The following is a 12699-nucleotide window of genomic DNA, read 5'->3' as shown; positions in this document are numbered from 1 at the left end:
GGGATGATTGGTTGTCCACAAAGGATCGACTTTGTATCGCCCCTTGACCGTACCCGTGTGAAGGTCAATGCTGTCGCGCATCGAGGAACGGTGTGCGCAGTCCGCAACAGGTCGGAGTGGTTTGGCGTGGATCCCGTGATTTCGGTCAGGGACCTGTGGAAGGTGTTCGGCCCCAACGCGTCCCAAGTGGCGGCGTCGGACGAGCTGAAATCGTTGTCACGGCAGGAACTGATGGACCGCACCGGTGCCGTCGCGGCCGTGCGCGGAGTGGACTTCGACGTCGCTCCGGGGGAGATGTTCGTGGTCATGGGCCTGTCCGGGTCGGGCAAGTCCACACTGGTCCGCTGTCTCACGCGGCTCGTGGAACCGACCGCGGGCACGATCACGTTCGAAGGCGAGAACATTCTCGAGGCGGACGCCAAACGCTTGCGCGAGCTGCGCAGGAACAAGTTCTCCATGGTGTTCCAGCACTTCGGACTGCTCCCGCACCGGACTGTGGCCGACAACGTCGGGTACGGGCTGGAAATCCGCGGGGTACCGCGCGCGAAACGCGGGGAGCGCTCCCAGGAAGTGATCGACCTGGTGGGCCTGACGGGCTACGAGAAGTCCTATCCGGACCAGCTGTCCGGTGGTATGCAGCAACGCGTCGGCCTCGCGCGCGCACTCGCGGGCGATCCTGATGTTTTGTTCTTCGACGAACCTTTCTCGGCGCTCGATCCGCTGATCCGGCGCGACATGCAGTCCGAGGTGATCAGGCTGCACCGCGAGGTCGGCAAGACGATGGTCTTCATCACCCATGACCTGAGCGAGGCGCTCAAGCTCGGCGACCGGATCCTGATCATGCGCGACGGCAAGGTCGTGCAGGTCGGCACCGGTGACGAGCTGGTCGGCGCGCCCGCGGACGACTACGTGCGCGACTTCGTGCGGGACGTGCCGCGCTCGAACGTGCTGACGCTGAAGTGGATCATGCGGCCGCCCCGTCCCGACGACGAGCTGGACGGACCCGAGCTGTCGCCGGAAACCGTTGTGCGGGAAGCGGTGCGCAGCGTGCTCGGTGCCGACAAGCCGGTGAAGGTCGTGCGGGACGGCGAACTGCTCGGTGTCGTCGCGGACGAGGAGATCCTCGGGGTCGTAGCCGGGGAGGCGTGATGGTCGCCGTCGCCGCCCCACGGCAGCTACCGCGCAAACCCCTCATCGTCGCGGGGATCGTGCTCGCCTGGCTGGTGCTGTGGCTGGTGTTCCGCAACGTCGGGACGCTGCCGCTGGATGCCTCCGCGCTCACCCCGCTGCACCGATGGGTCAACAGCGTCAACGACGCGGTCGGCGCGTCCAGGAACTCCAACCCGGTGTTCCTCTACTTCTTCAACGAGATCCGGCTCGTCATCGACGAGTTCGTGACCTTCATCCAGGCGTTGATCGCGCAGCCGTCGTTCGGCCGGCCGGTGCCGGTGATCGGCTGGCTCGGCGTGGTCGCGATCGCGGGCTTCGTCAGCCTCGCGGTCGCCGGCTGGCGGATCGCGCTGCTCGCCGTCGCGGGCTTCGTGTTCCTGGGCCTGCAGGGGCTGTGGCAGGAGAGCATGGACACCCTGTCCCTGACGCTCGCCGCGGTCACGATCTCACTGCTCTTCGGCGTCCCGCTGGGGATCTGGGCCGGACTGTCCGATCGGGCCAACCGGGTCGTGACGCCGGTGCTCGACTTCATGCAGACGATGCCGACGTTCGTCTACCTGGCACCGTTGACGCTGTTCTTCCTGATCGGTCCCGCCTCCGCGACGATCGCCACGCTGATCTACGCGGCGCCGCCCGCGATCCGGATCACCGCGCACGCCATCCGCTCGGTGCCACGCACCACGGTCGAGGCCTCGGAGTCCCTTGGCGCGACGCGGAAGCAGACGCTGACGAAGGTGCTGCTGCCGTCCGCGCGCAAGACCATCGTGCTCGGCGTCAACCAGACGATCATGGCCGCGCTGTCGATGGTCACGATCGCCGCGCTGATCGACGCGCCGGGTCTCGGCAAGACGGTCGTGAAGGCGCTGCAGACGCTCGACGTCGGCACGGCGTTCAACGCGGGCCTCGCGATCGTGGTGCTGGCGATCGTGCTGGACCGCGTGACGACCGGCGCCACCGAGCGCCGCAAGCTGCCGCGCTGGGCGCTGTTCGGCGGACTCGGCGTCACGGGCGTCTGCGTGTACCTCTCCTACACCTACCTGTGGGCGGCGGAGTTCCAGTCGGACGTGGAGATCGGCAGCTCGATCCGGCAGGGCGCGACGGCCGTGACCGAGTGGGTGCAGGACTCACTGCCGGTGATCACCGGCGGCTTCAAGGACTTCGTCACGTTCGCGTTGATCAACCCGCTGCAGGCCCTGCTCGCCGAGTCGCCGTGGTTCCTGGTGGCACTGGTGATCGTGGCGCTGTCGTTCCTGATCGGTGGTGTCCGCAGCGCGGTGGTCTCCGCCGCGTGCCTCGGCCTGCTGATCGCGACCGGGCTGTGGCAGGACTCGATGATCACGCTGGCGTCCACCCTGGTCGCCACGATCCTGGTGATGCTCCTCGGGATCGTCGTCGGTGTCTGGATGGGACGCAGCACGCGGGTGGACCGGTTCGTCCGGCCGATCCTCGACGCGGGACAGGTCATGCCCGCGTTCGTGTACCTCGTGCCGTTCCTGGCGTTGTTCTCCGCGTCGCGCTTCACCGCGATCATCGCGGCCGTGGTGTTCGCCGCCCCGGTCGCCATCAAGATCATCGCGGACGGGGTCCGCGCGGTGTCGCCCGCGACCGTCGAGGCGTCCACGGCGCTGGGGTCGAGCTCGTGGCAGACGATCGTGAAGGTGCAGCTCCCGATGGCACGCGGCGCGTTGACGCTCGCGGCCAACCAGGGGCTGATCTACGTGCTCTCCATGGTCGTCGTCGGCGGTCTCGTCGGCGCCGGCGCGCTCGGCTACGACGTGGTGGCCGGGTTCTCACAGGGCCAGCTCTACGGCAAGGGGCTCGCGGCCGGTGTCGCGATCGTCGTGCTGGGCGTGATGCTCGACCGCCTCACCCAGGCGGCAGCCAAGCGGTGGACCAACTAGGAGGTTCGGAAAGTGGCTAGGCACAGCGTGCTGGGAGCAGTGCTCGTCGGAGCACTCGCCCTTGCTGGTTGCGGTGGCGCCAAGGTCGGTGACACCTCTACGGGTGCGACCGGCGACTGCGGCACGTTCAACCTCGCGATCAACCCGTGGGTCGGTTACGAGGCGAACGCGGCGGTCCTCGCGTACGTGGCCGAGAAGGAGCTCGGGTGCAAGGTCACCAAGAAGGAGCTCAAGGAAGAGGTCGCCTGGCAGGGCTTCGGCACCGGTGAGGTCGACGCGGTGGTCGAGAACTGGGGCCACGACGACCTGCGCAAGAAGTACATCGACGAGCAGAAGACCGCCGTCAGCGCGGGCTCCACGGGGGTGAAGGGCCAGATCGGCTGGTACGTGCCGCCGTGGCTCGCCAAGGAGCACCCCGACATCCTCGACTGGAACAACCTCAACAAGTACGCCGAGCAGTTCAAGACCTCCGAGTCCGGCGACAAGGGCCAGCTGCTCGACGGCGACCCGTCGTTCGTGACCAACGACGAGGCTCTGGTGAAGAACCTGAACCTCAACTACAAGGTCGTCTACGGCGGCAGCGAGACCGCGCTGATCCAGGCCTTCCGCCAGGCGGAGAAGGACAAGAAGTGGGTCATCGGCTACTTCTACTCGCCGCAGTGGCTGCTCAACGAGGTCAAGCTCGAGAAGGTGAAGCTGCCCCCGTACACGGCCGGCTGTGACGCCGACGCCGAGAAGGTCGCCTGCGACTACCCGGACTACGACCTCGACAAGATCGTGTCCAAGAAGTTCGCCGACGCGAACGGCCCGGCCTTCCAGCTGGTCAAGAACTTCAAGTGGACCAACGAGGACCAGAACACCGTGGCGAAGTACATCGCCGAGGACAAGATGAAGCCCGAGGACGCCGCCAAGAAGTGGGCGGACGCCAACGCCGACAAGATCAAGGCGTGGCTGCCCGCCAAGGCGTAGCGCATGAGCCGTAGGGGGTGTGGTTCCTGGACGAGAGGGACCACACCCCCTACGACTACCCCCGGCATCACGCAGCCTGTTGTCCGGCGGAAACCTCAGGCTCGTGGCGGTGTGTCATGCGGTGCCACCACGAACGCGGCTTCCCGCCGTGGAGGTAGTACTCGCGGGTCCGGCGGGCGTCCTCCCGCAGGGCTTCCTGCCGGTAGTCCATCTCCGCCTTGATCGCTTCGGGCGTCCACTCCATCTGACTCACTCCTCAGTGCTTCTCACTCGGTCTTGCTGACAACGATGAGATTGCTCCTGAGGGGTGACCCCTTACATCGGGCGATCACCCAGGCAACCGCCGCAGGACCCCTTACCCGGCCGCTGAGGCAGGGGCGAAACGGGTCCGATCGGCGGGGTAAGGGGCAAGCCAGTGGCCGTGCCTCTCAGGCGGTACGGACGGGTGGCCCGCTCGGCGCGTGATCAGTCGCGGCAGGCGGACGCGTCAGCCTGCCGCGCTTCGCCGGCTACACGCTCACCTGCGACGAAACAGACGAGGCGCCCGCCAGGAACAATCCCGGCGGGCGCCTCACCTGGCCCCTGTTCAGAGGCCAGGACCTATCAGTTGACCAGAGCGCTCGCACTGGCCGCGGGCCGGACGGTGGCCGTGGTGGCACGGGCCTCGTTGTCGTCCGGCTTCGCCTCGCGCAGGTTCCAGTTCTCCAGCGCGGCGACCGCGCGGAACGTCACCTTGCCCAGCGTCGCGTCCTTCGCGGTGTAGGTGTAGGCGAACGGGAAGTCGACCCTGCCGGTCGGCGATGCCGCCACCCGCTGGACCGTCTGACCGATCTGCTCGTCGTAGCCACCGGTCTCGCTGACCCGGTAGAGGGTGACCCGGACGTTCTCGGTCTGCCGCGTGTTCGCGACCGACACCTTGATCGGCTTGGTCTGACCCGCCCGCACCGAGGACGGCACCGACAACGCGGCCACCGACACGTCGTGCGTGTCGATCGTGACCGTGGAGGTACCGGTGCCGGTGCGGCCGTCACGGGTCGAGCCCGTCATGGTCACCGTGTACACGCCGTCCCGCGCGTACTGGTGCCGGACCTCCTCGTACGCCACGTAGTTCTTCGTGGTGCCGTCGCCGAAGTCGATCACTCCGCTGGTGACGTCCCTGCCGTGCGGGTCGCCCGAGGAGATCTGGAACGAGAGGTTGTCGAGCGCCGAGGGCTGGTAGCGGCTGTTCGAGGCGGTCGGCCTGATCGGCGCGGCCTCTTCCACGTCCATCCAGAACGTCGCCGCCTCCCGCGCGGAACGCGCCACCCGGACCAGGTACGTCTCGCCCTCGGTCGCCGCGAACACCGAGCCGTTCGAGTTGCCGCCGGAGGGGAAGCAGTCCACTTCGGACGGGTCGGTGGCGCGGTGCACGCTGATCGAGTTGTAGTACGCGGACAGGCTGACCCAGCGCGAACGCGTCGCCGTGTAGCTGTACCAGAGCGACTGGGTCGCGGTCGCGTCACAGCTCGGCGGCACCTCACCCGGTTCCGGTGTCGCGCGGGTGAGGTCGCCCTCGATCCGCGACGGCAACGTGATCGGCGCGGCCGCGGCCCGGTCGTCGTTCGGAGCGGCGCGCACCGACATCATCGCCAGCGTCACCGGGCCCGGGTAGCCGGAGTAGTGCTCGACCACGGCGAGGTGGTAGGTCGTGCCCGCCTTGACGCTGAACGTCTTCTCCCGTTCACCGGGGGTGGTGCAGGCACCCGGGACGGGCGTGAGCGCGCCGCGCGTGCCGGTGAAGACCCCGTAGAACGTGGCGTACCGCTCGCTCGTGTTGGACAGCTTGACCAAGCCGTCCGCGGTCGCGGTGAAGCGCAGCCACACGGAGTGGTAGCTCTGGTAGTTGCAGATGCTCGGGTCGTCGGACGCCTTGGTGGCACCGGTGGTGTCGACCGTCGTGGTGGCGGGCAGCGCGGTGATCTCGGTGGCGCCGTCGACGTCGTCGTTGGCCGGCGTGTCCGCGTGGGCGACGCCGGGTGCGAACGTGGTCAGCGCCGCCACGGCCACCGCGGCCAGGCGCAGTCTGGTGAGCTGTCTCATGATTCCCCCAGGTCAGATCGTGAGCGCGGCGGCGGCGACGGTGGCGGCGGGATGCACGGTGGTCGCGATCGCGATCACCTCGTTGTCCTGCTCACGGGCGTCCTGGGTCGGCCACGGCAGGACCACGGCGCGGAAGGTGACCTTGCCGATCGCGGCGTCCTCCGGGGTGAAGGTGTAGGCGAACGGGAAGTTCACCTTGCGGGTCGGGTGTGCCGGCACCTCGATCGACAGCTGGCCGACCTGTTCCCACGAGTCGCCGTCCGACCGGTAGAGCGTGACCGTCGGCTTCTCCAGGTACCTGGTGTTCGCCACCTGCACCGTGATCGTCTTCTGCTGTCCGGCCCTGGCCGAGCTGGGCACCGCGAACCTGGTGATCCCGACGTCGTGGGTCTTGATCTTGACCACGGTGGTGTCGCTGCTGGTGCGGCCGTCCGAGGAGGTCGAGTTCACCGTCACGGTGTACTCGCCGTCCTTGGCGTACTTGTGCTGCTGGCTCGTCTCCGTGCTCGGCGGCGCGGTCGTGCCGTCACCGAAGTCCCAGGAGGTCGTCACCGGCGCTTCGTAGGAGTTGTTGTGCCGCACCGAGAACCCGATGGTCTCGTAGAGCGGGCGCTCCTCGGACGAGCCGTAGAGCTCGGTCTGCAACGGGGCCGCTTCGGACAGCCGCAGCGTCGCGGGCGACGGGTAGCGGTCGTTGAGGCCGGTGACCTGCATGTAGTACGTCCTGCCCTCGGTGACTCCGACGGCCTTGCCGCTGTAGTGGTAGCCGGTGACGCAGGCGAGCATCCGCAGCTCGGGTAGCGACGTGCCCTCGTAGACGGCGCCGTACGGACCGCCGCCGCTCGCGTCCATCTTGACCACGAGCGACTGCGTCCGCGTCGGCGTGAACGCGTACCAGACGGACGGCAGGCCCTGGCTGCCGGAACACGACGTCGGTGCCGGCTCGTCCGGCTCGGCCGACGCGAGCGTGAAGTCCGGCTTGGGCGCGCTGAACGGCAGTGAGGTCACCGGCCGCGCGTTCGCGAAGTCGTCGTTGGCCACCGGAGCGATCCGGTCGAGCGCGAGCTTCAGCGCACCGCCGGGCGTGCCGTTGCCGCTGACCATGAAGTGGTACGTCGTCCCGGCCGTCGCGGGGAACGTGATCGGCGTGGTCCTGCTGGTGGTGCAGCCGTCCCACATGGGATTCCAGACCTGCTTGAGGTCGCCGCGCTCACCGGTGAACGTCGTGACGTGCAGGTCCCTGTCACTGCCCTCGGTCTTCAGGCGCAGCAGGCCGTTCTCGGTCGCGGTGTAGGTGAACCACACCGAACCGGTGAGGCCGTCACCTTGGCAGGCGTACGGGTCGTCGGCCGCCTTGGTCGCCTCGGTCGTGTCCTGCTCGACCGAGTACGGCAGGGCGGTGATCGTCGTCGACGCGCCGAAGTCGTCGTTGGACGGTGGTGCCGCGTGTGCCACGCCGGGCACCAGCACCCCCATCAGCACGGCGGCCGCGACCGCCAGTGATCTGCAAGAAGGCATGCGAAAATCCCCCCCAAGTCCCCAGAACCTCGAGCCCACTGGCCGGAGGTACCCCGGCCTTAATCGCAACGGGCGGGGTGCTCGTTGCACACCCCGCCCGAATTGCGCCGTTCGGCCTACTTCTGCATGGCTGTCACGTCCGCTGCCCACCGCCACGGCTGCGCGGTGCCGCCGGGCAGCGAGTTGAAGTACTCCCAGCCCGCCACACCACCGAAGTTGGCGTACTTGTTCTTCAGGCTCGTGACGGTGTTCCTGAGGGTCGACATGCTGACGTAACCCGACCCGCCGTTGGCCGAGTTGGTGAGCGTGCCGAGCACGACCTTGTTCGCCGGGATCAGCCGCCGGTTGATGATCTGGTCGTAGTGCGCGGTGCTGCCCGCGTTGCCCCAGCCGTTGTAGAACTGGCCGTTGAACCACGCGATCTTCGAGCCGTGGCTGCGGTAGAGCTCCTCGTAGTTGAAGCCGGACAGGTTGCCGCCACCCCACAGGGCCGAGGCGACCGGCGAGAGCGTGACGATGAAGTTCGCGCCGAAGTCGGCTTTCAGCCGGTCGATCACGCGGCGGATGCCTGCGATCGACATCCGCTCCTCGACGTCGAGGTCGACGCCGTTGAGTTTGTAGGTGCGGATCGTGTCCCGCAACAACGGGTAGTACTCGTCGAAGCGGGTGTCGAGCCTCGTGAACGAGCCCGGCGCGGCGCCGCCGACCATGCCGATCACGTTGACGCCGCGGGCCTGCATCGCGGCGAGGTCCTGCCACATCCGCGTGTACCGCGAGTGCGACGGCGGGTGGTCGTTGAGGTGGACGACCTTGTTGTCGTTGAGGTGGATCGCGGCGACGAGGACGTCCGTGACGCCGGTACTGCGGTCGACCAGGGGCTTCGACGAGACGTACGTTCCGGTCGCGCCGTTGCTGTACTGGGTCTGGTAGTAGACGACGGTTCGCTTCTGGGTGGCCGCCTGGGCCGGTGGCGCGGCGAGCGCCACCAGCAGCAGGGCCAGGAACAGCTTCTTCATGCGCTACCTCGTGAATCGCAGGGTGATCACTTGGAACGGGCGCAGCACCACCTCGGCGGACGCGTCGGCCAGGGGGCGTTCGAGCAGGTCGGTCTCCTGGATGCCGCGGTGGGCGAAGGAGGTGCTGATCGAGGCGCGGGCACGGCCGCCGTGCGCCTCGTAGAGCCGGACGACGACGTCGCCCGACCGGTCGTCGGCCAGCTTCACGGCCTCGACCCTGACCGCGGGATTGTTCGTGCGCACCAGCGGTTCCGGTGCGTTCGAGCCGCGGACGGACTGCGGCGGCAGGTTGATGCGGTACCCGGCGTCGATGGCCTCCGGGATGCCCGCGCCGACCACGAGGGCGTAGCGGAAGCGGTGCTCGCCCTGGTCGGTCTCGGGGTCGGGGAACCTGGGTGCGCGCAGCAGGGACAGGCGCACGGTCGTGGTGGTTCCGCCGTCGTCGCGGGTGGTGCGGGTGACCTCGTGGCCGTAGGTCGAGTCGTTGACCACCGCGACGCCGTAGCCGGGTTCGCCGACGTGCAGGTAGCGGTGGGCGCAGATCTCGAACTTCGCGGCCTCCCACGAGGTGTTGGTGTGCACCGGGCGGTGCAGGTGGCCGAACTGGGTCTCCGCCGTGGAGACCTCGGCGCGCAGGTCCAGCGGGAACGCGATCTTGAGCAGCTTCTCCTGTTCCTGCCAGTCGACCTCGGTGTCGAAGTCGAGCTGCTTGGCGCCCTCGCGCAGCCGGATGGTCTGGGTGAGCACCGAGTCGCCGAACTTCGCCCGGACGACCACACCGTCGGAAGCGTCGACGCGCTCGGACGGGATCAGGTCGGCCTTCCAGTTGCGGTAGAACGGGTCGATGTCCCAGGCGTCCCACTGGTTCGGGTTGTCGCGGTGCAGCTGCGGCATGCCGGCGAACCCGTGCGGCGGCAGGACCTCGCGGCCGGCCTCCAGGTCGAGGACCGACAGCACGATGCCCTCGGAGTCGATCGTGACGCGCAGGCGGCCGTTGTCGAGCACGCCGTCGACCGGAGCGACGAAGGGCCTGGGTGCGTCGCCGCCCAGCACGTCGAACGTCAGCTCGTCGTCGCCGTCACCCTTGAGCGCGTCGATGGCCCGGGAGGTCAGGGCCTTCAGCTCGGACGCCACGCGGGCGTAGGTGGCCTCGGCCTCGCGGTGCACCCAGGCGATCGAGCTGCCGGGCAGGATGTCGTGGAACTGGTGCAGCAGCACGGTCTTCCACAACCGGTCGAGGTCGTCGTACGGGTACTCGTGGCCGGCGAGAGCGGCGGCCACGGACCAGTGCTCGGCCTCGCGCAGCAGGTGTTCGCTGCGGCGGTTGCCCTGCTTGGTCTTGGCCTGCGTGGTGTAGGTGGCGCGGTGCTTCTCCAGGTACAGCTCGCCCGCCCACACCGGCGCGTCCGGGTACTCGTCCTGCGCGGCCTGGAAGAACTCGCGTGGTGGCTCTACGCGGACGGTCGGCGAGCCCTCGAGGTTCGCGACGCGGTGCGCGGTCTCCATCATCTCGCGGGTGGGGCCGCCACCGCCGTCGCCGTAGCCGAACGGGACCAGGGACCGCGAGGCCTTGGCGTGCTCGGCGAATTGCCTCGAAGCGCGGGCGAGCTCCTCGCCGGACAGCGAGGAGTTGTAGGTGTCGACGGGCGGGAAGTGCGTGAAGATCCGCGTGCCGTCGATGCCCTCCCACCAGAACGTGTGGTGCGGGAACTTGTTGATCTGGTTCCACGAGAGCTTCTGGGTGAGGAACCAGCGCGAGCCCGACAGCTTGATCAGCTGGGGGAGCGCGGCGCTGTAGCCGAACGAGTCCGGCAGCCAGACCTCCTCGGTCTCGACGCCGAAGTTGTCGAGGAAGAAGCGTTTGCCGTGCACGAGCTGGCGGGCCATCGCCTCGCCGCCGGGCATGTTCGTGTCCGACTCGACCCACATGCCGCCGACCGGCACGAACTGTCCACTGCGGACCTTCTCGCGGACGCGGTCCCACACGTGCGGGTGGTGTTCCTTCATCCACTCGTACTGCTGCGCCTGCGAGCACGCGAAGTAGAAGTCCGGGTACTCGTCCATCAGCTTCGTGACGTTCGAGAAGGTGCGCGCGCACTTGCGGACGGTCTCGCGCAGCGGCCACAGCCATGCGGAGTCGATGTGCGCGTGGCCGATCGCCGAGACCTTGTGAGCTGAGGCGTTGGCGGGCAAGGCGAGTACGCCGGCCAGTTCCGCGCGGGCGAGGTCAGCGGTCGCGGCGACCTCGTTCAGGTCCAGCGCGTCCATCGCCCGGTCCAGCGCGTGCAGGACCTTGTGGCGGCGCGGGTCGTGGCCCGGGAGTTCCTTCATCAACGACTGGAGCACCTCGATGTCGAGCATCAGGTGCCACACCTGCGGCTGGAACACCGCCAGCTCGGCCTTGAGGATCTTGTACAACGGCTCGGTGCCCGCGGTCTCCTTGTCGCCCAGCGGGGTCGGCAGGAACGGGTGGAAGTCGAGGATCGTCGGGTTGCCGGCGGCTTCAAGGTAGAACAGCACCTCCGAGCCGTCGACGGGCAGGTAGGTGTTGCGCGGCTCGATTCCCTTGATCGGCAGTCCGTCAGCGGTGTAGGCGAGGCCCTCGGACTGGAAGCCGGGACCGGGATGGGTGAAGCCGAGGTCCAGCACGACCTCGACCTGCCTGCCCCGCCACTCCTCCGGAACGGTGCCGGTCAGCCGGAACCAGCTCGTGCTCCACGGTGCGCCCCACGCGTCGCCGACGCTCGCGGGTGCGTAGGTGGCAGCCAGGGCCTCGGCCACCGGGACGGGTTCGTCCGGCACGGTCCAGACGGCCAGTTCCAGTGGTGCGGTCTCGCCGTAGACGGCCGGGCGGATGCGTTCCTTCAGCGTGCGGTTGAGTCGTTCTTCCAGTAGCGCGCGTTCGTCGTGCACCTGTTCACCCCAGCTCGATCGAGGCCCGCACACCGGCGCGTGCGAGGCTCATCCACTCGTCGAAGAAAGCGCCGCCCGGACCCCACGAGGGCCGGTCGCCGTGCAGCGTGATCGGCGTGCGCCCGGCCGGCTCGTGCACCGCGTCGCGCACGATCCGGGCGATCGCCTCGCCGAGCGGCTTGACCTTGCGTTCCGTCGTCAACAACCCCAACTCGTACTCGCGTTCGGGGAAGTCCACCAACGCACGGTCGACGTCGTGCGAGCACCACCACGTGATGCCCCACAGGTTCGAGCAGGTCAGCACGTTCGCAAGCGTTTGCTCCGCGAACTGGGGCGCCTGCTCGGCGCTGATCTCGGGCTGGGCGGCGCCGACCTCCTGCAACCACACGGGCCGCTGCCGGTCCTTCGCGTGCGCCTTCGCCAGTTCGACCAGGTACTCGGCGTGGTGGACGCTCTCCGGGCTGAGCGGTCCGTAGCGCTGCGCGGTGCCGTTGAAGACCCACGAGTGCACGGTCGTCATCGCGCCCTTGTTGGCCGCGTGCTCCGGGAGGAACGCGTGCTCGCTCTCGTACCAGACGGCGTCGTATTCGGAGTGGACGTGCGGGTGGCCCGGTGCGGCTTTCTCGCACTCGGCGAGGAGCGCGTCGATCCACTCACCGGCCTGCTCGGGCGTGCAGGGGTTGGACTCGGTGAGCAGGTTGACCTCGTTGCCCAGGGTGAAGCCGAGGAAGTTCGGCTTCTCCCGCAGCGCCTCGGCGAGCGTGCGGACGTAGAACTTCTGCCCGCTGACCACGTCGGCGTCGGTGAAGATGTTGCGGCGGTGCCAGGTCTGCACCCACGACGGGTAGAAGTCGAAGCTCGACAGGTGGCCCTGCAGCACGTCGACCTGCACGTCCAGGCCTGTCTCGTGGGCGGCGTCGAGCATCTGGGCCAGCTGCTCGACCGCCTGGGGACGGACCAGACCGCGGTTGGGCTGGAACACCGGCCACAGCGGAAAGACCCGCACGTGGTCGAGGCCGAGGTTCGAGATGGACTCGAAGTCGGCCTTCACGTCGTCGAGGGAGAAGTCGAGCCAGTGGTGAAACCAGCCCTGGGAAGGGGTGTAGTTCACGCCGAAACGCAAGGTTGAGCTC

The 12699-nt window shown here is 68.2% G+C and carries 9 protein-coding genes; 3 read left to right on the top strand and 6 right to left on the bottom strand.

What is annotated here, in order from left to right; translation table 11 throughout:
• Nucleotides 1-126: 126 nt before the first annotated feature.
• The 3 genes from ACRSBM_RS31730 to ACRSBM_RS31720 are packed head-to-tail and all read left to right on the top strand — an operon-like array spanning nt 127 to nt 4040.
• On the top strand, nt 127-1149 hold the full coding sequence (locus ACRSBM_RS31730) for a quaternary amine ABC transporter ATP-binding protein (protein ID WP_434448982.1): 1023 nt from the start codon (nt 127-129) through the stop codon (nt 1147-1149).
• Nucleotides 1149-3071 (top strand): ABC transporter permease, encoded by a 1923-nt coding sequence (locus tag ACRSBM_RS31725; RefSeq protein ID WP_434448980.1) that lies wholly within the window; start codon nt 1149-1151, stop codon nt 3069-3071. Before ACRSBM_RS31730 ends, ACRSBM_RS31725 begins: the two co-directional genes overlap by 1 nt.
• A gap of 12 nt (nt 3072-3083) precedes the next feature.
• The gene (locus ACRSBM_RS31720) at nt 3084-4040 is read left to right on the top strand and encodes an ABC transporter substrate-binding protein (RefSeq protein WP_434448978.1); all 957 of its coding nucleotides are present in this window, start codon (nt 3084-3086) and stop codon (nt 4038-4040) included.
• A gap of 67 nt (nt 4041-4107) precedes the next feature.
• Here ACRSBM_RS31720 and ACRSBM_RS31715 read toward each other — a convergent pair whose 3' ends face one another.
• The 6 genes from ACRSBM_RS31715 to ACRSBM_RS31690 form a co-directional block, all read right to left on the bottom strand.
• Complete coding sequence (locus tag ACRSBM_RS31715; protein WP_434448976.1) at nt 4108-4284, bottom strand: hypothetical protein; 177 nt, start codon at nt 4282-4284, stop codon at nt 4108-4110.
• A gap of 359 nt (nt 4285-4643) precedes the next feature.
• The gene (locus ACRSBM_RS31710) at nt 4644-6119 is read right to left on the bottom strand and encodes a PKD domain-containing protein (RefSeq protein ID WP_434448974.1); all 1476 of its coding nucleotides are present in this window, start codon (nt 6117-6119) and stop codon (nt 4644-4646) included.
• A gap of 12 nt (nt 6120-6131) precedes the next feature.
• The gene (locus ACRSBM_RS31705; RefSeq protein WP_434448972.1) at nt 6132-7637 is read right to left on the bottom strand and encodes a PKD domain-containing protein; all 1506 of its coding nucleotides are present in this window, start codon (nt 7635-7637) and stop codon (nt 6132-6134) included.
• Nucleotides 7638-7753: 116 nt separating this feature from the next.
• A complete protein-coding gene (locus tag ACRSBM_RS31700; protein ID WP_434448971.1) occupies nt 7754-8653 on the bottom strand; it encodes a glycosyl hydrolase family 18 protein in 900 nt (299 codons plus the stop codon).
• A 3-nt stretch (nt 8654-8656) separates the two neighbouring features.
• Nucleotides 8657-11566: an alpha-mannosidase gene (locus ACRSBM_RS31695; protein WP_434448969.1), complete on the bottom strand. Its 2910-nt coding sequence runs from the start codon at nt 11564-11566 to the stop codon at nt 8657-8659.
• A gap of 4 nt (nt 11567-11570) precedes the next feature.
• A complete protein-coding gene (locus ACRSBM_RS31690; protein WP_434448967.1) occupies nt 11571-12677 on the bottom strand; it encodes a glycoside hydrolase 5 family protein in 1107 nt (368 codons plus the stop codon).
• Between the last annotated feature and the right edge of the window lie 22 nt (nt 12678-12699).

It is taken from the genome of Lentzea xerophila (assembly GCF_051094245.1).
In the GTDB taxonomy this organism is placed as follows: Bacteria; Actinomycetota; Actinomycetes; order Mycobacteriales; family Pseudonocardiaceae; genus Lentzea; species Lentzea xerophila.
Note: the sequence above shows the minus strand (reverse complement) of the source record. Positions and strands in the feature narration are given on the sequence as shown.

Bases quoted from the DNA above. Each gene is read 5' to 3' on its own strand.
- ACRSBM_RS31705 (WP_434448972.1), bottom strand. From the start codon at position 7,637: ATGCCTTCTTGCAGATCACTGGCGGTCGCGGCCGCCGTGCTGATGGGG.
- ACRSBM_RS31700 (WP_434448971.1), bottom strand. From the start codon at position 8,653: ATGAAGAAGCTGTTCCTGGCCCTGCTGCTGGTGGCGCTCGCCGCGCCA.
- ACRSBM_RS31725 (WP_434448980.1), top strand. From the start codon at position 1,149: ATGGTCGCCGTCGCCGCCCCACGGCAGCTACCGCGCAAACCCCTCATC.
- ACRSBM_RS31710 (WP_434448974.1), bottom strand. From the start codon at position 6,119: ATGAGACAGCTCACCAGACTGCGCCTGGCCGCGGTGGCCGTGGCGGCG.
- ACRSBM_RS31715 (WP_434448976.1), bottom strand. From the start codon at position 4,284: ATGGAGTGGACGCCCGAAGCGATCAAGGCGGAGATGGACTACCGGCAG.